General features: G+C 38.0%; 14 protein-coding genes and 1 tRNA gene. 11 read left to right on the top strand and 4 right to left on the bottom strand.

Going from position 1 to position 20,733, the window contains the following annotated elements:
* Positions 1-499: 499 nt before the first annotated feature.
* On the bottom strand, positions 500-3,340 hold the full coding sequence (locus CRT24_RS13470; RefSeq protein WP_099371740.1) for a hypothetical protein: 2,841 nt from the start codon (positions 3,338-3,340) through the stop codon (positions 500-502).
* A gap of 607 nt (positions 3,341-3,947) precedes the next feature.
* Here CRT24_RS13470 and mgtE point away from each other — a divergent pair.
* The 11 genes from mgtE (at position 3,948) to CRT24_RS13420 (ending at position 15,530) form a co-directional block, all read left to right on the top strand.
* On the top strand, positions 3,948-5,324 hold the full coding sequence (gene mgtE / locus CRT24_RS13465) for a magnesium transporter (RefSeq protein ID WP_099371739.1): 1,377 nt from the start codon (positions 3,948-3,950) through the stop codon (positions 5,322-5,324).
* 107 nt (positions 5,325-5,431) lie between these two features.
* A tRNA-Asn gene (locus CRT24_RS13460) sits at positions 5,432-5,505 on the top strand.
* A gap of 187 nt (positions 5,506-5,692) precedes the next feature.
* Complete coding sequence (locus CRT24_RS13455) at positions 5,693-6,973, top strand: phage integrase SAM-like domain-containing protein (RefSeq protein WP_165438719.1); 1,281 nt, start codon at positions 5,693-5,695, stop codon at positions 6,971-6,973.
* Between the two features lie 234 nt (positions 6,974-7,207).
* Positions 7,208-7,660 (top strand): MarR family winged helix-turn-helix transcriptional regulator, encoded by a 453-nt coding sequence (locus CRT24_RS13450; RefSeq protein WP_099371737.1) that lies wholly within the window; start codon positions 7,208-7,210, stop codon positions 7,658-7,660.
* Positions 7,661-7,712: 52 nt separating this feature from the next.
* The gene (locus CRT24_RS13445) at positions 7,713-9,020 is read left to right on the top strand and encodes a TolC family protein (RefSeq protein ID WP_214649548.1); all 1,308 of its coding nucleotides are present in this window, start codon (positions 7,713-7,715) and stop codon (positions 9,018-9,020) included.
* Between the two features lie 78 nt (positions 9,021-9,098).
* On the top strand, positions 9,099-10,256 hold the full coding sequence (locus CRT24_RS13440; protein WP_099371736.1) for an HlyD family secretion protein: 1,158 nt from the start codon (positions 9,099-9,101) through the stop codon (positions 10,254-10,256).
* A gap of 59 nt (positions 10,257-10,315) precedes the next feature.
* On the top strand, positions 10,316-11,857 hold the full coding sequence (locus tag CRT24_RS13435) for a hypothetical protein (RefSeq protein WP_099371735.1): 1,542 nt from the start codon (positions 10,316-10,318) through the stop codon (positions 11,855-11,857).
* Positions 11,858-11,877: 20 nt separating this feature from the next.
* Positions 11,878-12,732, top strand: coding sequence for a universal stress protein (locus CRT24_RS13430; RefSeq protein ID WP_099371734.1), 855 nt, complete (start codon positions 11,878-11,880; stop codon positions 12,730-12,732).
* A 64-nt stretch (positions 12,733-12,796) separates the two neighbouring features.
* Entirely contained in the window at positions 12,797-13,441 is a 645-nt protein-coding gene (locus CRT24_RS13425) for an HdeD family acid-resistance protein (RefSeq protein WP_099371733.1), read from the top strand.
* A 63-nt stretch (positions 13,442-13,504) separates the two neighbouring features.
* The gene (locus tag CRT24_RS20695; protein WP_118194049.1) at positions 13,505-13,717 is read left to right on the top strand and encodes a hypothetical protein; all 213 of its coding nucleotides are present in this window, start codon (positions 13,505-13,507) and stop codon (positions 13,715-13,717) included.
* A gap of 1,177 nt (positions 13,718-14,894) precedes the next feature.
* On the top strand, positions 14,895-15,530 hold the full coding sequence (locus CRT24_RS13420; protein WP_099371732.1) for a hypothetical protein: 636 nt from the start codon (positions 14,895-14,897) through the stop codon (positions 15,528-15,530).
* A 434-nt stretch (positions 15,531-15,964) separates the two neighbouring features.
* Here CRT24_RS13420 and CRT24_RS13415 read toward each other — a convergent pair whose 3' ends face one another.
* Genes CRT24_RS13415 through CRT24_RS13405 form a run of 3 tightly spaced genes read right to left on the bottom strand, consistent with a single transcriptional unit; the run spans position 15,965 to position 20,727 of the window.
* Positions 15,965-17,380, bottom strand: a complete 1,416-nt coding sequence (locus CRT24_RS13415; protein WP_099371731.1) for a Gfo/Idh/MocA family oxidoreductase — start codon at positions 17,378-17,380, stop codon at positions 15,965-15,967.
* Positions 17,381-17,401: 21 nt separating this feature from the next.
* Positions 17,402-18,790, bottom strand: coding sequence for a DUF1080 domain-containing protein (locus CRT24_RS13410; RefSeq protein WP_099371730.1), 1,389 nt, complete (start codon positions 18,788-18,790; stop codon positions 17,402-17,404).
* Positions 18,791-18,819: 29 nt separating this feature from the next.
* Entirely contained in the window at positions 18,820-20,727 is a 1,908-nt protein-coding gene (locus tag CRT24_RS13405) for a RagB/SusD family nutrient uptake outer membrane protein (protein ID WP_099371729.1), read from the bottom strand.
* Positions 20,728-20,733: the final 6 nt, after the last annotated feature.

Raw genomic sequence — 20,733 nt, 5'->3', positions numbered from 1 at the left:
AATTTTGGGGGGTAAAGTTACGGTAAGCGGAAACTTTATTCTACAGAATTCGCCTTTTTTTGTTAAAAGGGCAGGGGGTGTAACAAATATGCCACACCGATGGCGTTGGTGTTGGAGGTGATTTTCAAATCTATAGATATGGCATGCCTACGGCATTTAAGAGATATTTCATGCCTACGGCATTTAACCCCGATGGGGTTTTTGCGATGTATGGACGTATTTTTTTCTATAATAGTGACACCTTCTATAATAGTAACACCCCTCTGGGGTTGGAAGGCTTTGCATATCCGTTCTATAATAGTTGCACTCCAACAGGGTTGAGTGGTGTGATATTTCAGTTCTATAATAGTTACACCCTCTGGGGTTGGAAGGCGTTGCATATCCGTTTTATAAAAGTTAGACTTCTTTGGGGTTTGGATTGCGTCCTATATCCCTTCTATAATAGACACCATACCAATTCTTATGTCTTATGTCTTGTGTCTTATGTCTAAAGATTTCACTAATAGCTATAATTAAAACTAAAGCTTGGTACAATCTTTTGTTTTGCGCTTGGGTGGTTTATATAGCTTAATTTGGCACCTATTCCAAAGTCAGGGAGTACATATTTAAACATATTGAAGTCTGCGGAGAGTCCAATTCCGTAGGATATGGGTTGCCCTTTGCTGTCTTGGATGTTTTGATAGTCTGCGAATACATAGCCATGGAAGCGTTTGATATAGGCTAATTGACCTATTGTCCAATCGGGGTAGGCGATAGGGAAGCGGTAGTTCAGCAATAAGGTGTTATCGACTCTTGGGGAGTCGAAATGAGCATAGCCACTGACCATTGGGATGTCATAAGATCCTAGGTATCTGCCATCGTTTTTCTGGTATGATAGTCTTGCTTGGAAGCCGTGGTTGGTAAAAAATCCAGGGAAATAAAAGTTTGTACGGACAGCAAATAGATAACCTTTTAGGTCATTTTCAAACGGGACATGCCTGTAAATAACATTGATATTCTGCCCCCATTTTGGTACTAGGTCCATTTGGCTTCGACGCGAGTTGCTGTTGAAAAAGATTTGATAATTTAAAGGGAAAGCGATTTCATCTATAAATCCTTTAAGTGTTGGTAGAGTTAAATTATATCTTTTTTGATAGGATGTGCCGACATTAAAGCCGTAACTATAGTTTGTTTTACCACGATAAATGCTCAGAGGAATTTGCATTTCAAGGCTGTAAACATGTTCTCTGTAATCAAATTTTGTGTATTCGTCTTGGGTATTTTGTTTCTTCGCATAGCCGATCTGACCTCGATTTTGGTAAGAAAAGTTGAATTTAGGATAGTATTTCTGGTAAGAAATTTCTGCTGAATAGATGTCTTTTTCGATTTCCAGATCATATTCATATCCTAATTTCAGCTGTGTTGTGTTCAATAGATCATTGGCAATCCAGAAGATTCCAGGTCTGTAATTGTCGAAATTTTCAAAGTTATTGCTACTTAAGCTGAGGCTATGAAAGTTGAAAAAGTGGCTTAATGGGTTGTAATTTTTAACTTCAAATTCAGAATTATTTAAGTCTTTGTCGGTTGGAATCCATGGTTCAACATGGCGATCTAGTAAAGGTTGTACTTCAAATTTCGGGTTGATTTCGGTTCCAATTACCTGAGTTGAATCCAGAATTGATGCTTTATATCCATTATAAACATACTCATTATAGAGTAAATTTTGATCATTTCCTGGGCTAGGGTAGAAGGCTCCAAAGGCAGAATTTGATATTTTGTAGATCTTTTTTTCGTCAAATGAATAACGGTATATGTTGTCGATTTTTTCGAATTGTGCTTTAAAGACAAGGTCATTTCCTAGATAAATGGGTCTTTGAAATTCCTGATTTGACCATGGGAACAGGGGAGAAACAGCACCTGAAGTGAGGTCTATTTCAAGAATATTTGTGCCTTTTGGGCCTATTCCTATACCTACAATTTTAGTTTCTTGAGCGTTTATGTTAGGCTGTTGGAGGAAAATTCCGTCTTCAAATTCGACTATTTTTTTAGTTTCTTTGGTTAAACGGTCGATATATAAGAGGCTAGAGACGTTATTTTCATCTACATGGACTACGTATACCTTTTGAGAATTTGGGCTCAATATAGGGCTGTAAAATCGAGAATTTTTGCTGAGCGTGCTGATTTTATCGTTTATTAGGTCTAAAATCCTTATGATATTAAACGTTTGTTTTCCAAATCTCGCGTTTTTCCTGATCTCATCCCATACCAAAAAGTTGTCATTTACATGAAAATAAGGAGTCAATTGGTAACCGATTTTGACCAAAGTTTCGTGTTTTCCGTCTTTTATTTTTCTGATTTCTGAGATGAATTCTGGAGATTGGACCAGTGTAAAAATTGATTTTGAAGAGTTGGTTTGAGGCAGAAAATAGTTGGTATAATACCTTTCTTTCTCTTCAATTATAGGTTGGAATTCTGATTTAACTTCGGTGGATTTCCATTCAGATTTTATGGAGTCCATGGTTGCTTTGTACAGTTTTGAACTGTTCATATTCGTGTACTTTTTAAGGGCGATATTGAAGTTAAATGGACGCAATAAATTAGCCCTCATATTGTCCATGATTTCCTCCTTCACCCCATACCCAAAATGATTGGTCAAGTAGGTATTCATGGTATAGCCTGTGGTATAGTAGGAGGGGGTGATATCTTTGAATGAACCGAGGATATTTTTGCTGAAGGTGTACTCTTTTCCGGAAAGTTCATTGGTCCGAAGAGGCATGATCCATGCGCTGCTTCGTCCTCTTCCCCCTGTTGAAAATTGAGTTTCAATTGAAACTGCATCACCTTCAAAGTACCAAGCTGGCAGGTGTAGACCATATAGGGCAAAAGCTAATTGTTGGAAAAATGGACCTTGAATTTTACCTGTCAATTTGTCAAATTGGGCTACATGTCTTAGTTCATGTTGAACCAAATTAGGAAGCCATTCTGTGTTGTCACTTGCGGGTCCGGGAGTAGAAAATGCTTCTACTTTTCTAGGAGCAAGCTGAGCAAAACCATTCTGTTCAATATGTTTTTCATGAAGAATTATCGAGATTTTTTTTGGAACTCTTTTTAAATCTTGGCTTGAGTTTTCTATCATACCATCAATTTGATGGGCGAGGAGGGAAGCTGATTTTTCAAACTCAACCGGAAAGATGAGCTGAAATTTTTTATGATTTATTTGTCTCCATTTGACGTTAGAAGGCGCTTGTTCGTTGTCAATTATCTGAGATTTTAATGAATATGAATTTATTATTACAATAAATAGTGTTAAAGTACTGATAAATAATAATTTATTAACATTAAAATCCTTTAAAAATTGCATATGCTAAAAATATTAGTATAAAATTGATTGAATTGTTTAATTTAAGGTTTTATTGAATATTGTAATATATTGAAATATAGATATATATGCTGATTTCATTTTTTCTTAAATTATGCGTTAAAATGGTTAATAAATTATATTTTATCACTTAAAAGTGACTTAAATTACCTTTGTTGTTTTGCTTTGTAAATGTACTCTAATTTGTTAATAAATTCAAAATTTTATCGCTCTAGCCTTCAGAAAACTCAATGATCAAATTTTGAGTTTTTTTATTCTATCAATTAAGTCAATATTCCTCCATAAAAATTAGAGTTATGGTTTGGGTTTAGTACGTCGAAAGTTTTTTGGTAAATTTTTGTAAGCTTAAATAGCGCCTTTGGATTGATTAGTAAAATGAGAGATTTTATTGACCATAATACAAGGGAATTTTGGATTTAATAATTATGACAATATGGCATATTGTTGTGATTTAGGAAAGGTTGTTTTTCTAGTTATAAATAGGTGTTAATCATTCATTAAAAATTAATTATATTATTATGTTAAAAAAAACGACTTTTGCACAAACGATTTTTGGACCAATGTAGGATTGTAAAAATAAAGGAGGCGTATGGAAGAATTAGCAATGCTTGTAGCACATGTTGAGGAATTGATTGAACGTGGTGATCAGACCGAGCTTGCGGATTATTTGAACGAACTGAATATTTCGGATGTTGAAGAATTGATCGATGAGCTTCCTGAATATGGTCCTTTATTTATGGAAACCTTAAGTCTAAAAAGAGCGGTCAATGTGTTCCGTATTTTAGACTTCCCCACCCAAGAAAGAATCCTAAAAAAATTACCTGCTTCATTGATTCGAGAGCTCTTGAATGAGATGCCTCCCGATGACCGTACTTCCTTCTTCTCCGAGCTGAAAGGTGATGTCGTAAAACGGCTAATTATTCTCTTGACACCGGAGGAAAGAAAAGAGGCTTTATCATTACTTGGATATCCTGAAGATTCAGTCGGCCGACTGATGACTCCCGACTATATCACTGTCAAAGAACATTGGACCATGCCAAGAGTATTGGACCACATCCGAAGATATGGATCTGCTTCTGAGACGATCGATGTTTTGTATGTTATCGATTCGGATGGTAAGTTGGTTGATGACGTTAAGATCAAGGACATTCTATTGGCCGAGCCGGATACAAAAGTTGAGGACCTTATCGACAACCGCTTGATCTCATTGCATGCTGACGATCCGCAAGAAGAGGCGGTAACGATTTTCCGTATGAACAATCGCGTTGCTCTTCCGGTTGTTGACGAACAGGACATCATGCTGGGTATCGTAACGATTGATGATATCCTTTGGGTAGCGAATGAAGAGTATACAGAAGATATGCAACGTATGGGTGGTACCGAGGCTTTGGATGAACCATACCTTGATGTTTCGATCTGGCACCTTGTGAAGAAAAGAGCGGGTTGGCTGATCGTGCTATTTTTAGGCCAGCTGTTGACTTTTAACGTTCTTCAGGCATACGAGGCTAAGTTCACTACTATTCTTGTCTTGTTGATGCCTGTAATCATGTCCAGCGGTGGTAACTCAGGTTCGCAAGCTTCTACTCTGATCATCCAGGCGATGGCGATGGGTGAGGTGACTCTACGAGATTGGTGGATGGTGATGAAAAGAGAGATTCTGTCGGGCTTGTTGTTGGGGATAATATTGGGCGTGTTGGGTTTTGTGAGAATTGGAGCTGAGGAGGTCATCAAGCATACCTACGGTGATGTATGGTATTTGTATGGAGCAGCCATCGGTTGTTCGTTGGTTGGTGTTGTACTTTGGGGATCCTTGGTTGGATCGATGCTTCCTTTTATCTTAAGAAGGTTTGGGGCGGACCCTGCAAGTTCATCAGCGCCGTTTGTATCGACAATTGTCGATGTTACGGGGTTGGTTATCTATTTTAGCTTTGCAACGTTTATCCTTCGGGATGTGTTGTTCAATTAATTCTAATTGGTTTTGAATAACTTGCGATAAAACGCAAAAAAATATTTGCAATAGTCGGTTAAACTTCCGATAATTGCATCACCGAAAACGAGAGGAACGGTTGAAATTCCTGAATAGCTCAGTTGGTTAGAGCATCTGACTGTTAATCAGAGGGTCGCTGGTTCGAGCCCAGCTTCAGGAGCAAACAAAAAAAGCTGTTTTTCGATAAGAAAAACAGCTTTTTTGCTTTTTAAACGAGGATTAGAGACATCTTCGCTTGGCCGATCGGGTTCTCCGGTTCGGTGTGATTTACATAGTTTTTTGTTGAACTTCACGTCATTTTGTTACAAATATGTAACAGAAATTCTGGCGTGCTTAAGGAAAAAATTATGGCAACCGTAAGCGCAAAAATTTATGAACATCACAAGAAAGCTGATGGCACTTACAATGTGAAAATCTGTGTCTATCACAAAGGTAAAAGAAAGTACATTGACACGACCCATTACGTGGTCAGAAAGCAACTGACCAAAGATTTCAAGATCAAAGATCCGTTTGTTGCGGATGTCGTCGAGCGACAGTTGCGGGACTGCCGAAAAACGATCAGCGATCTGGAGACAAAGCTCGACCATTTCTCTGCGGAAACCCTGCGGGATTTTCTAAGGGATATGGACGAAGATGTTGATTTCGTTAAATTCTGTGACGAGCATATCAAGGGACTAAAAGAGGTTGGAAGAATCAAGAGCGCAGAAAATTTCAATGTTGTGCGTAACAGTCTCGTGGACTACTTCAAGACGGACTCCTTTTCTATAAATCAAATTCATTACACGATGCTCCTGTCGTATGAACGCTACTTGAAATCCGAACGTACCATGACCCGAATAAATCAATTTGGCAATCCTGTCACGACAACGGTAAAAGGTGTGAGCAGTTCGGCGGTACATAACTATATGCGAGACCTCCGCACCTTGTTCAACGGTGCAAGAAACCGTTACAACGAAGAGGATATTGGTATATTCCGCATCAAGCATTATCCGTTCAAAAAATACAAGGTCGGTTCGCCACCGCCACGGACGAAAGAGAAGCACAACACCCTTGCAGAAGTTGTGGCTATCAAGAATTGTGTTACAAAATCCGGTAGCCGTGCAGAACTTGCCAAAGAACTGTATATGCTTTCGTTTTATCTCTGTGGTACAAATGCTGTAGATTTTTATCAGATAGGCCAACAGAACATCAGAAACGGACGGCTTGAATACAACCGTTCAAAAACTACGGAACGGAGAAAGGACAATGCCTTTATCAGTATCAAAATCACGGATGAAGCGAAACCCTTATTGGAAAAGTATATCGGCAAGCTGGCAGCACGTTATTCCACTATCGGATGCCTGAACAAAGCTTTGAGCAAAGGAATGGAGCAGGTATGCCGTATGACGGGGCTGGCGGGCGTAACATTCTATTGGGCAAGGCACACCTTTGCCAATACCGCAAGGAATGATTGCCGTATGTCCAAAGATGATGTAGCCCTTGCACTGAACCACGTTGATGAGGGCAACCGTACAACTGATATTTATATCGCCAAGGATTGGAAGATTGTGGATGATGTGCAAGGGAAAGTCATTGCACGGCTAAGAAAAGCTGAAGCAAAGCTGATGGGAATCCTTTTTTTGTTGTAAAAATTGTGTAAAACGTTACGATTAAGGAACTAAAAATACTAGAGGTCAATGATAAATGTGTTAAAATAGGATTATTTTGCAGATAGAGTTTATCCCAAATAATCGTTTTCTAATCTTTGTCTTCTGTTCACTAAATCAAGTTTACAATTACTACGACTGATAGAAAACAGTTCGATATAAAACTTTTTTTTAGAAAATAGTTTGAATTCAAATTATTTGTTTTACATTTGCACAATGAAAATTAAAGAAGCTACAGAAATAGCTAAAATAGCAGAATTGATGGAAGTTATGCGGGATATCCGGAAAGCTTTGTATTTACATTTTTCACAGAAAGTGAAGGAATACAAACTCGATGTTACTATGGAAATGCTTGAGGTACTGTATGTTCTGTGGAATAAAGACAATGTCAATCAACAGGAAATCGTTGATAAGACAAACCGAAATAAGGCAAGTCTTACTTCGTTGATTGATAATTTGACAAATCGTGGTTTGGTTGAAAGAAAACCTGACCCGACCGATAGACGTAATAATTTGATTGTATTGACCGAACAAGGTAGAAGCTATCAAGAAAAATTAATTCCGATTCTCGATGAAGTATATCAATCTTTTCAAGTGGATATTTCTGCTGAAGAAATGAGTAATACAGTTGATATACTCAATAAGATGCGTAATAGAATTAATGACTAAGTCTATTTTTTTGAATAAATAGTTTGAATTGAAACAGTTTAATATAAAATTAATGAAGATTAGAAAATTAGGTCCGATGCTGATAGCAGGTATATTGTCGATAAGCACAATGTACGGACAGGAACGCAAGATTTCTGTGGATGAATTGTTTGAGCTTGCTAAAGAAAACCACCCAAATCTGGCAGTGTCAAAAGCAGATATTGATATTGCAAGGCAAGGTGTTGAAGTTGCTAAAAACGCACAACTTCCTTCATTCAGTGCCGGATTGCAAGCATATTATTTGGGCGATGCACATATCATCGACAAAGATTTTTCCAACTCTACACGAGTAGATATGCCGCACTTCGGGAATACGTTTTCCGTGGAGGCAAGCCAATTGATTTGGAAAGGTGGTTTGGTCAAAAATGGTATCAAAGCGCAAACTTTGCAAGAGGAATTGATGGAGCTCAATTATCAATCGAACGAGCAGAATATCAAACTTTTGGTCTTGGGTTATTACTTGGATTTGTACAAGTTGCTCAATCAAAAAGATGTCTATCAACAGAATATCCAGTTGGCAGAGCAACGTATCGACAACATCAATAAGTTTTTTAACGAAGGAATGGTCACTCGGAATGATGTTATCCGTGGCGAATTGCAATTGTCTAACCTCAACTTGGCATTGCAAGTAGTAGAAAATAACCGTCAAATACTCAATAAACAGCTTACCACGGCGTTGGGATTGCCAGAAAGTACACAAATTGTGCCTGACGAAACCTTGCTGAACGACGTTCCAAAAGCATTGTTGATGGACGATTACAGAACGTTTGCTCAGAATCATCCAACGGTATTGATGACCAAAAAGGCGGTGGATATTTACGAAACTTCCGAAAAAATTGCACGTGCAGATATGATGCCTTCACTTTCGGCATTTGCAGGGAATCAATTGGCTCGCCCGATTACGACATCTTCGCCTGTGTTAGATATGTACAACCACGGTTGGAGTGCCGGACTTTCGCTGAATTTCAACATCGATGCCCTATACAAAGCACCGAAGAAAATGAAGCAGGCACGTTTTGAAAAAGACAAAGCTGTTGCTCAGGCAATTGAAACTGAACAAATGATTGATGTTGCTGTGAATGCCGCTTATGTCAAATACAACGAGGCATTGACGCAAAACAACACATTGGGTACAAACAAAAATTTGGCAGATGAAAATTACAGGATTATGAACAGTAAATACAACAATCAGTTAGCGATTTTGCTGGATTTGATTGATGCAAGTAATCAGAAATTAGATGCGGAATTGCAGTTTGCCAATTCGGAAATCAGTATTGTATATGCATACTACAAATTGTTGAAAGAAAGCGGGAATTTGTAAAAAGAAACAAAGAGTAAGGAATTAAGATAAAATAACAAGGATAATATTTCCCATTTGGGGATTTAAATAAATACTAAAATGTCAGAAAATACAAATAACAACCAAGAAAACACACCGCAAGATGTTCAACAATCTGCGGAAACGAGAAAGGAAAACAAGCAAAAGTCTAAGCAGAAAAAGACCAAAATCCTCAATATTTTTATACTTATTTTGGTTTTGGGTGGGCTTTATTTTGTAGTAAAAACTTATTTCAATGTTGGGAATGATAAATATACCAATGCTGCACAGGTAGAGTCGTTCATCAACCCGATTAACACACGGGTTTCAGCGTATATCAAAGAAATTCATTTTGTAGAACATCAATACGTGAAAAAAGGCGATACCTTAATGATTTTGGATGACCGTGAAATCATCACACAATTAGGACAAGCAGAGGCAGCTTATATGGCGGCTGTAGCATCTAAAAATGCGACGTCAACTTCGGTCAAGACAGCAGCCAACAATGTCAATACGGTCGGTGCAAATGTGGAAGCAGCTAAAGCAAATATCGAAGCGACCAAAGCACGGTTGTGGAATGCCGAGCAAAACTTCAACCGTTACCAAAACTTATTGGAAGACGAAGCTGTAACTCGCCAACAATTCGACCAGATAAAATCGGATTTCGAGGCACAAAAAGCACAACTGGAAGCTCAGATTTCACAATATCAATCTGTGATTAACTCCAAAACGACGAGCGAATTGTCGGTAAACGAAGTGCAGGCAAGATTAAGTATGAACGATGCCGAAATCAAACGTGCCGAAAATGCGTTGGAAATGGCAAAGCTAAATCTTTCGTACACCGTGATTACCGCTCCACACGACGGAATAATGGGTAGGAGAACTGTTAATGTCGGACAATTGTTGAATCCAAGTCAACAGGTCGCTACGATTGTAGATACAGAAAACATTTGGATTACGGCAAATTACCGTGAAAAACAAATGGGTAATGTAGAAATCGGCGGTTTGGCTACTATCAAAGTAGATGCCTTGGGCGGAAAAGCCTTTGAAGGAAAAATTACCGCAGTTTCGGGAGCTACTGGAGCAAGATATGCAGCTGTTCCGGTAGATAATTCAACGGGTAATTTCGTGAAAGTACAGCAACGTATTCCTGTTCGTATCGAATTTACTGAAAACAATAAACCCGAAGAAATCAAGCAACTTCGCACCGGTATGAACGTGGAAGTAACATTGAAATAGTTAACTCATCACTCCTCCCTCTCCTTTGGAGAGGGTTGGGGTGAGGAAAAACAAAATTTATGTACAATAAAGCACCTTTTGCAAGTTGGGTTCCTAAACCTGTGATGTTGTTATTGATTTTGGGAATATTATTCCCAGTGATGACCGTTTCGGGCGTATATACGAGCAACATCACGGATATTTCGGGAGCTTTAGCAACTTATACAGAATATATCTCGATGGCTAATAACGCTGGAGCCATCGGGATGGGCTGTGCCATTATGATACTGATGCGCATCAAGATGCGTTTCCGTACCAAAGAAATCATTGCCGGTTCAGCAATTATCCTCGCCATATTATCCTATATGTGCGGAACAACGGACAGCCCTGTTGTGTTGATAGTATGTAGCTTACTTATAGGCTTTTTCAAGATGTTTCCGTTGATTGAAATGGTTTTGCCAGTGATGTTCATTCTTTCTCCAACAGGTGACCGAGGGAAATTCTATGCGATATTCTATCCGTTGTCTATTGGGTTTGCACAACTTTCGGCGTATTATTTTGCTCAGATGGTATTCGACGGCAGTTGGCAGACACCGTATTTGTTTATGTCCGCAATAATGTTGGTGATTGCAGCACTATCACTTATTTTTCAGCACAATCAACGTTTTGGTTTTAAGATGCCACTGTATCAAATTGACTGGTTTTCACTGGTTGTATTCGCAGCTTCGATGATGTCGCTGAATTATTTCTTTGTGTTTATGAAACAGCAAAACTGGTTTCATTCACCCAATATTGTTGGTTCGCTGATGATTGGCGTGGGACTATTTATTGCCTTAATATACAGACAAAATTCCCTCAAGCGGAAGATGCTTGATTTTTCGGTTTTCAAAAAGAGAAATGTCAGTCATTCGTTAATATTGTTGCTGTTTTTGGGCTTATATCTGGCAAGTTCCTCGGTTTATACACAGTATGCGATTGGTGTCTTGGGATACAACAATCTAGTTAATGCACACACCAATCTTTGGATGATACCTGGTATCGTCATCGCAGGAATACTGGCGTTTTACGGCTTCAAAAATAAATGGTATCTCAAGTATTACATTGCTTTAGGATTTGTATTTTTTGCACTGCATACGCTTTGTCTTTATCTGATTATTCAACCTCAAATGGACATACGTTACCTTGAATATGCGTCCATATTAAAAGGTCTGGGAATGGGTATTCTGTTTATTGGGATATGGTTTTATGCCTCGCTCAACCTGGGAATGAATGAGATGATGGGAATGATTGCTGTATTGATTGTCGTTAGGTCTTTTCTGGCTACAGCTCTTGGTGGTGCCATTATCGGGTGGGCAAGTTATCAATCACAATGGCAAAGCTTGAACGATATTTCGATGTATCTCGATGCAGGAGCTATTCCGAACGGTATGGCAATTTACCAAAACATTAGTCTGAACGCGTTAATGGCTTCAGGAAAAATCGTATTGGGAACATTGACTTGGTTGGTTGTGCCGATATTGATTTTCATAGCAACACATTCTTACGGTAGTTTCCATTACAAACGAGTGGTGTTATTACGTAAAAAGATTAGAGGAGACTCCATTAAAGGATATAGGTTTTAGAAATTTTGAAAACTAATAAAATGAAAAAAATATTGTTTTTAACGGATTTTTCTAAAGTAGCCGAAAATGCTTTTATCTATGCATTGTCCGCTGCGGAGAAAATAAAGGCAGAAGTTCACATTCTTCACGTTACACACATTATAGAGACGAAAGATGAAGAGGAACAGAGTCGCATACATCCTTTTGCTGCCTTCTATAACGAACAACTGGAATCCGACGAACGGTCTGATTTCAAAGTCGAGGCTGAGAAATTGGAAAAGATTGCAGAGGACAATAACAAACTGGGAATTCCTGTAGAATTTCATTTTGAGAAAGGCTATTTTCAAGAGGTTGTAGATGATTATATTGATGAATTGGGTATTGATGTCGTCGTGATGGGGACTTCCGGAGCGAATACGGTCGATAAAAAACTGTTTGGTTCTAATACCGAAAAATTGATGAATCATTTGGAAATCCCTTTGCTTGCCATTCCAGCGGATATAGCTTTTTCCGAAGTACGGAATTTTACCCTCGCTGTAATGCTGAACGACGACGAATATAAAATCGTAAATCGTTTGAACGAAAGTTTGCAACCTTTTGGAGGAAATCAGCTAAAATGTGTGTATGTGGCAGGAAGTGAACAGGAAATAGAGAAAGTCGAGACGAAGATAGAACAATGGAAATCGAATATCAGTAACCCTGAATTTTCGTTGGAAATCGTCATAAATCCCGATGTAATCGACGGATTAAACGATTTTATGAACAGCAACCCAACTGATGTGTTGTGTGTGATTCATCGGCACAAGAGTTTTATGCAACGGCTGTTCAGAGCCAATTACAGCAAGCGTTTGCTACAATATTCAAACACCGCTTTACTGATTTATAACAGTAACTGATTTCGATTTAGTACCAAATTTTATAGTTATTTTTAACAAAATTTTTAATTCAAAATAGATTATTATGGCAACATTTCTCAAAACCATTCGCAACACCGTAAAACACTGGTATATTCCGGCAATCATTGGTGCGTTATTCATTCTCCTTGGAGGCTATTTATTCACAGTTCCAGCAGCGACTTATTTAACACTGACTATATTTTTCAGTTTGACTTTCTTGTTTTCTGGGATTTTAGAAATCGTGTTTTCTGTTCAGAACAAAGACGAACTCGAAGGTTGGGGCTGGTACCTGACGAGTGGAATTTTTGGTTTACTGATTGGTCTTGTTTTAGTTGCAAAACCCGAAGTTGCTGCAACTACACTGCCGTTTTTCGTAGGATTTAGTTTGCTGTTCCGTTCTTTCCAAGGATTAGGATTTGCCTTTGAACTGAAAAATTACGGTGTCATCAAATGGGGTAATCTGGCAATTTTGAGCGTATTGGGGATAATATTCTCGTTTCTACTAATCGCTAATCCGATTTTTACAGGAATGTCATTGGTCGTATTAACAGCTTTATCGTTTATTTTTGCTGGAATATCTGCTATTGTATTGGCTTTCCAATTGAAAAAACTGAAAACACTTCCCGGCAAATTAAGAAAAGAGCTAAAAGACAAAATCGAAGATTTGAAAGAGGAGTATTACGAAGTAATTAATGGCGATAAAAATTAATTTTTTCGTTAATAGAGGACAACAAATAGATTAATATACAGACTTATATTTTAAAATAATATTATGGTATCAGTATTTAAGACCAACGTGACTAATAATCAAGAATCGAGACTTGTTATCAATCATTTAGAATGTATGTATCCTAAAATCAATATCGAATTTGACCTCGAAGATGTTGATAATATGCTGATAATCGAAGGGGATAATTATAAGGAAGATGAGATTGCTTCTCTTTTATTCAATCTTGGTTTCGGGTGTGAATTGCTGCCTTTTTAAAGTATTTAAATGAAATAGAACGTTTGGGTGATTGTTTCCGTATGCTAAAAATACAATAATAATTTGTGAAACCACCTTTATAAGATCATAAGTAAAGGTAGGGTAAAAAAATCAAACACAGTATAAATATTAGCTATTATAAAATAGCTAAAAACTAAGGAGCGCATCCAGTAATTTACTGATCGAATCAGGTACCTAGGTCATTAGAAAAGCAAGGAGAAATAATTTATGTGCTTAATATAAATATATAAATGCAACACGGAAAATACCCTTTAGGATGGTTAGATTTATTATTTAGCTAAATAGTTTTTTATTTCGATTTTTTTATTATCTTGAATTTAAGATTAGTTGCTAATCTTATGGTTGTAATTTTGATTAAACCAGACCGTTCTTTGATAGCTGAACACAGCATTATAGAAATAAATCTACCCACTTGCCTTTATCTATTTTTTGGGAGGTATCTGGGTGCATAGATGCCTAGGCATATAGGTGTATAAATATGCGTATATCTAGATGTGTAGATATCTAGGTGTATGGAGATATAGATGTCTGGGTGTTCAGATGCTTCAAAATAGAATGCCTGTTTTTTGTGTCGTTAAGGCATATTTCCGTATAACCCCTCTCTGTTGTTTCGCAATCTGCAAGTTGTGTTTTTGTACGTACAACCCTCGTACCTCGTGCTGCCCACAAAAACCTCACTTGCCATTGAACAACCACACCCCGATGGGGATTGGTAGTTCAGTGGTAGGAAAAAGGTCGCAACTCCCTTTTTCTTTATTGATACAAAACAAGAAAATGCTACAAATATGTAACAGCCCAAAATTTTACAGTTCCAAAAAATCTTCATATATTGCTTCTGTAAGTCGGAAAGGCATATTTTTGACTCCTTTATAAAGGATAGGCCCTATAACTGTTAATCAGAGGGTCGCTGGTTCGAGCCCAGCTTCAGGAGCGAATCTCTCAAAAAAGCCTGTCGCAAGACAGGCTTTTTTATTTAGACATAAGACATAAGACATAAGACATTAGACATAAGACATTAGAACCGATATAGTTTAGATTATATCGGTTTTTTTATTTTAGATTCTTTGCTTTTAACTTGGTGACATTTTTATAATCTTGTCATAGGGCAAGTGTGTTGATTTTTTTAAGAAGTATTTTTGAAAGCAAAATATTTTTTATGGGAATCTGTTTTCTTATCATTGTTTTATTAGCCATAATTTTTTTAGGCTTAGGAGTAAATTCTCTGAAAAATATTTATCCCTTTTTAATTTGGATACTCATAATATCTATAGTTTCTGCAACTGGAATATTTATAAAAAGTCCAATCACATTTGTTTTAGTATTAATTGGAACAATTATCGTATCATTTATCTTTTATTCTCAGAATAACAAACTTCCTAATTCAATTAATATTTTTTTCTTGAAGTCCATTCATTTATTGAGAATCCCAATGGAATTCATTTTATATAATTTATGGATTAACAAATTAGTGCCAAGAGAAATGACCTTTGAGGGATTGAATTTTGATTTATATTTTGCAATCTCAACTATATTCATCCTAATTGTTGGATTAATTTGGAAGGATTTTTACAAATCAAATATTTTTAGATTTTGGAATTTTCTAGGAATATGTTTTCTATTGAATGTTTTGATAATTGGAATTATTTCTTCTCCATTGCCTCTTCAGTTAATAGCTCATAAAAACCCAAACTTGGCTGTTCTCCACTTTCCATACTCACTATTACCAGCAGTTGTAGTTCCAGTAATTATTCTGGCACATATTTTAAGTTTAAGGAATTATCTAAAAAGATAGATTAAATTCGAAAAGTATTTTATTTTCACCCCTACAGGTAATGTCATTAGGATAGGGGTGTTTAACAAACATGCCACACCTACGGCGTTGGTGTGCTAGGCGATTTTCATTTCTATAGATATTACATGCCGACGGCATTTAAGAGATATTTCATGCCTCTGACATTTAGCCCCGATGGGGCTTTTGGGGGGTATGGCCTTTTTTCTATAATAGTTGCACCTATACAGGGTTGTGTGGCGTCGTATAATCATTGCTATAATAGTTGTGCCCGTTTGGGGAGGTATGATGTTAAAGGGCCCTACCAACTATCGCGGCATAAGACTACATCCCAGCTTGCCAATTCTTATGTCTTATGTCTTATGTCTACTGTCTAACTTAAACCAACAAGGCCGCAAACTAATTTTACGGCCTTCTGTTGCATTATTATTAAAAAACTACACTATGTAGTACTGTTCCCATCCTTTTGCCGGAGGAGGGCCGTAAAGCATCTCATTTGCGAATCTATCGTTGGTTATCTGCTTTGTTTTGGGATCAAACTCAATTCTGTTGTTCATCTTCTGAGTAATTACCCCTAAACAGAATACCTGACTCAAAGGACCAGCAATTTCAAAAGATGATCTTGTTTTTTCGGTTCCTCTACATGCGTTAAGGAAATTCAGGAAGTGATTTGAAGGAGTTGGTTGCACTTCAGGCAGTTTTGAAGCCATATCTTTTGCTTTTTCCTCAGGGATTATTGAAAGCGTGCTAGCATGTGATCCTCCCTTGAATATCAAATCTTTTGAATAAATGATTTTTCCTGGGTTTAATTTGGCTGGTTCAATTTTTCCGGTGCTTGGAGGAGGAATGTTCGGGTCAAGTCCTGAAACTCCATATCCTTCCGGAATTTGAGGAAGGTTATTGATTCCATCATACCAGTTGATGTCCACCGCCGGCATATTCTTTCTTTTTGGGAAGTGGAAATTAATTGTTGAGGACATGGGGAAGAAATAGGAGTTATGTCCTTCCAGGTTTTTGGCTTCCACAACAGTAGGGAGACCTAGTTCCAAGAATTCATGGGAGGTGTCCAGGATATGTGCTCCCCAATCACCCAAAGCACCCATTCCAAAGTCAAACCAGCATCGCCATTGGCCATTGACAAAGTCTTTGTTATAATGATGACCTAAAGTCTGCATCTGCCAGATTTCCCAATCCAAAGTTTCTGGTATTCGTTCAGGATAAGGGAAACCTGTGATATTAGGATCCCATCCGTGCCATCTGCGAGGGCTGTTCATGTGGGCATCAATACGGGTAACATCTTTTATGATACCAGCATCTTTCCATGTCTTGAACTGGAAATAATTTGCTTCTGAATGTCCTTGGTTCCCCATTTGTGTTGCCAGTTTTGGATTTTTCTGAGCTTTCTGCATCATTAATTCCACTTCATTGAAAGTCCTGGCCATTGGTTTTTCAACATAGACATGCTTGCCCATGCCCAAAGCTTGCATGGTGATGGCAAAATGGGCAAAGTCAGGGGTCCCTACAATCACTGCATCGAATTGGTTGCCCATCTCATCAAACATTTTGCGGAAGTCCTGATATCTTGGCGCATTAGGGAACATCTTGATAATTTCCTGGGTCTGTTTAGCTCCCATGTCGACATCACAGAGGGCAACGACATTGCATTGCCCAGTTTTATGGAATTCTTTGATTATTTCGTTTGCTCTATTTCCAATGCCTACACAGGCGATGTTGACACGCTCATTTGGGCTAGCCATTGTCACCTTGCCTAAGACACTGTTGGAAAGCAGGACTGCTCCACCGGCCATAATTGATCTGCTGATAAAGCTCCTACGGGATAAATAATGGTTCATATCAATATAGAAATTATGTGATTACTTAGTCTTTTTAACTTTAATGGAACGGTATGAAACTTCGTCACCATGATCTTGCAATAAGATATGGCCTTCAGCAGCTTCGCCAAATTTGTCCCAATCCTTGTATTTGCTGATGGCAACAAGGTCCTTGAATTCTTTTGATCCACGAGTATAGTTCAGAACTTTAACACCATTCAGGTAATAAGTGACGTTATTGTCCTTGTCTACAACTAATCTTCCTCTGTTCCATTCGCCGATTGGTCTCGTGGCACCTCGGCTTTTATCCGATGTCATGAGGTCATAAAGGGAAGCAAGGGTTCTGTTTCCATCTCTTCCGAGTTTTGCATCTGGATGGAGTTTGTCATCTAAGATTTGATACTCCAGTCCGATAGCAGATCCTTGAGTTTTCTCTGCTAGGGTCACGAAATATTTCACCCCACTATTTGCTCCTGGAGTAAGTTTGAATTCAAAGGACAGGTCAAAAACACCGTATTTGTCTTTTGTAATGATATCACCGCCATTGGTAGATTCGCCACCGTCAGATTTCTGGACTTTTATTATTCCATCTTTAATTGCCCAACCTTTTTCAGGGAAATTCTCGCCTTTAACGCTGCGCCAGCCATCAGAATTTTTTCCATTGAATAGAAGTTTATATCCGTTTTTCTGTTCTGCAGGGGTCAAGGAGTTGGGGGTTAAATTCACGATATATTGGCCTTCAGGATAAGGACTCGGTTTCAGGTTTTCAGTCTGAATCTTAATGTTCTTAAAATAGACTTTCTTGCCATCTTCTTCATCTTTTATGCTGTGGACCTGAAGTCCAATAAATCCGGATGCATCTACAGTATCGACAACATAGGCTGCAGGCACCCCATTGATCCATGATCTTGTTTCATTACCAATGGCTTCAATGCGGATATGATTGTACTCATCTTGTTTATAAACAGGTTTTGCTTTTTCATTTAAATCCAATGGGTATAGCCATCCTCTACGAGCTTCATCGTAAATTCCACCTGCCCAAGCACGAGGTGAGGGGTCAATTTCTACTTGTCTACCGTATACTCTACCTTTTACGTTGTTTGCATTTGGGTCTAGATGACTTCTGGTTTGTACTCCCGAATTAGTTTTGTTGCCTTCAAGCTTAATATCTAATTCCAAGATAAAATCACCATATTCTTTATCCGTTATTAAAAAAGAATTTGGGGTACCTTTTGTCATTCTTCCAACAATTGCTCCATCCTCAACAGTGTATGGTGCATCTCCGCCCACAGATTTCCATCCATTTAATGTCTTACCATCAAACAGAGGTTTGAACCCTTTTGAATCTTTTGATTGAGCATTGGCTTGACTGACCAATAATAGCGCGAATCCAATACTGCTTATTGTTTTAAAAATCGGTTTACTTTTCATTTTTTAGTTTATGATGTTTATCGTTTTAATTATTCTGCTTTTGGACCCAAAACTGTTCCTTCGTCAGGTACAATTTGTGGTTTTTCATTTCTTTCCGCTCCAGGGTAACCGATGTTTTGATTGATTACACCTTTGACATTGGCATTGATAGCGGCTGCTGGTACTGGCCAAAGAACATGGTGCACTGAAATTTTATATTCTGCCCATTTGTGTTTAACACCTTTATTGTAAAAGTTGCTTTTTGACACCACTCGGTCGTACCAAAAGTTCACTCCATTTTGTTTAATGTTTGAATTTACACCTCCAGGTCCACTAAAATTTTCTAGGCTATAAACTCTGCCACCAAAAATTTCACATGGTTTTTTGGTTTTAGCATAGGTATAAGCAATTCGAACTAATTCTGTATGTCTAGCTTCTTCATAATATAGTTCCCTAGCTCTTTCATCCAATATTTCGCCGATATTTACTTCACCTGCAGTAATTGGTTTAGCACCAGCTCTTGTTCTGACCTCATTTAAAGCTGTAGCTGCCATTGCAGGTTGGCTTTTCCAGTAATAGCATTCTGCAAGTAATAAATACACTTCTGCAGATCGGTAAATGTACCAAGGAGTTTCTCCTCCAGTCCATGTAGCTTGTAATGGGTCTGGTACAAACACTTTGTAATGTGGCCAAGAAAACCACAGTCTAATGGTGTCTTCAGGACTCATGCTTGGGTTTTTAATGAAGTTTTTGCCGTACCACTGACTTCCTTTTGTTTTAAGAGCAGGATCATTATATCGAAGGTCTTCCATTTTTCTCCAACTTTGTTTGTTATGGATTCCCCTCATATCCTCTGCTTCTTTGTCTGAACGCCATAGAGAATTGCTTGAGTACCATGTTGGCCTTAACCTGCCGATACCACGACCATAAGTTTTATTTAAGTTCATGGTAGGGTCAGTTTCTCCTGTAGCTACATTCACGTTAGTTCCTGTTTGTCCATCTGGAGTTTTGATATTACCATTGTTCCAGAATGGCACGGCATTTCTCATGGTCTCAATTCTTGCCGATCCCTCAGCTTCAGGATATGATACGACATACATTAGTCCTTCGGTATTGGTCATGTCCAATTTGGCCTCCACACTATGTAAATCGAACATTAAATTTGTGTTTGGAAGACTTTGGTTAACTGTAAAACGAGATTTCATTAAAGGATGTTTCACCGTGATTTCATTTCCGACTTTAATAGCTAGGTCGAAATCTTCAAGCTCCATAGCTATTTTCATTAACAGAACTCCTGCTGCAGCCTTTGAAGTTTTGCCTCGCATTACATTTTCTGGGATCCATTCATATGCGAATTCAAGATCTTTTTTTAACCTTTTGAGGATGCTCCAACGGTCATAGGAATTAAAGTCATATTTTGGTTCGGTAATTTCCCAATCTAAGAATGGCACATCTCCAAACTGGTGCACCAATTTGTAATATCTGTACGCTCTTTGGAAATAAGCAGCCCCCAAGATGGCATTCTTTTCTGCATCGTCCTTAAACGTTGCGAAATCGACTCTTGCAATTACTGTATTGGCATATTTAATTCCTTTGTATGCCTCAAACCAGTACCATCCTACTTTCGTAAAATCAGTATGGTTTAGTTGAGCATCTGGCAATAAAGATATGTCCATGTCCATTTGGGGTCCAGCTTTATCTGTTGTTCCTTCAACGGCAATATCAGACTGAACCATTTCAGTGACAATTGGAGCAGCATCTCCAAAAAATTCATGACGCATATTTCTCTCTGCGGCAGTCAATGCTGCATAGAGTCCTTCAGGATTTGATAATGCTACTTCAGGAGTATAAAATGATTTTGGCTCCGGTTTCAACCAATCCTTACTACAACTTTGGAATCCAAGGATTGTACATGTACCAATAGTTATGCTATATATAAGATTTCTATAATTTTTCATTTTTTT

It is taken from the genome of Sphingobacterium sp. 1.A.5 (assembly GCF_002734235.1).
Taxonomy (GTDB): domain Bacteria; phylum Bacteroidota; class Bacteroidia; order Sphingobacteriales; family Sphingobacteriaceae; genus Sphingobacterium; species Sphingobacterium daejeonense.
Note: the sequence above shows the minus strand (reverse complement) of the source record. Positions and strands in the feature narration are given on the sequence as shown.

Excerpts from the sequence above, each read along its gene's own strand:
- CRT24_RS13470 (WP_099371740.1), bottom strand. The coding sequence starts at position 3,340 with ATGCAATTTTTAAAGGATTTTAATGTTAATAAATTATTATTTATCAGT.
- mgtE (WP_099371739.1), top strand. The coding sequence starts at position 3,948 with ATGGAAGAATTAGCAATGCTTGTAGCACATGTTGAGGAATTGATTGAA.
- CRT24_RS13455 (WP_165438719.1), top strand. The coding sequence starts at position 5,693 with ATGGCAACCGTAAGCGCAAAAATTTATGAACATCACAAGAAAGCTGAT.
- CRT24_RS13450 (WP_099371737.1), top strand. The coding sequence starts at position 7,208 with ATGAAAATTAAAGAAGCTACAGAAATAGCTAAAATAGCAGAATTGATG.
- CRT24_RS13445 (WP_214649548.1), top strand. The coding sequence starts at position 7,713 with ATGAAGATTAGAAAATTAGGTCCGATGCTGATAGCAGGTATATTGTCG.
- CRT24_RS13440 (WP_099371736.1), top strand. The coding sequence starts at position 9,099 with ATGTCAGAAAATACAAATAACAACCAAGAAAACACACCGCAAGATGTT.
- CRT24_RS13435 (WP_099371735.1), top strand. The coding sequence starts at position 10,316 with ATGTACAATAAAGCACCTTTTGCAAGTTGGGTTCCTAAACCTGTGATG.
- CRT24_RS13430 (WP_099371734.1), top strand. The coding sequence starts at position 11,878 with ATGAAAAAAATATTGTTTTTAACGGATTTTTCTAAAGTAGCCGAAAAT.
- CRT24_RS13425 (WP_099371733.1), top strand. The coding sequence starts at position 12,797 with ATGGCAACATTTCTCAAAACCATTCGCAACACCGTAAAACACTGGTAT.
- CRT24_RS20695 (WP_118194049.1), top strand. The coding sequence starts at position 13,505 with ATGGTATCAGTATTTAAGACCAACGTGACTAATAATCAAGAATCGAGA.
- CRT24_RS13420 (WP_099371732.1), top strand. The coding sequence starts at position 14,895 with ATGGGAATCTGTTTTCTTATCATTGTTTTATTAGCCATAATTTTTTTA.
- CRT24_RS13415 (WP_099371731.1), bottom strand. The coding sequence starts at position 17,380 with ATGAACCATTATTTATCCCGTAGGAGCTTTATCAGCAGATCAATTATG.
- CRT24_RS13410 (WP_099371730.1), bottom strand. The coding sequence starts at position 18,790 with ATGAAAAGTAAACCGATTTTTAAAACAATAAGCAGTATTGGATTCGCG.
- CRT24_RS13405 (WP_099371729.1), bottom strand. The coding sequence starts at position 20,727 with ATGAAAAATTATAGAAATCTTATATATAGCATAACTATTGGTACATGT.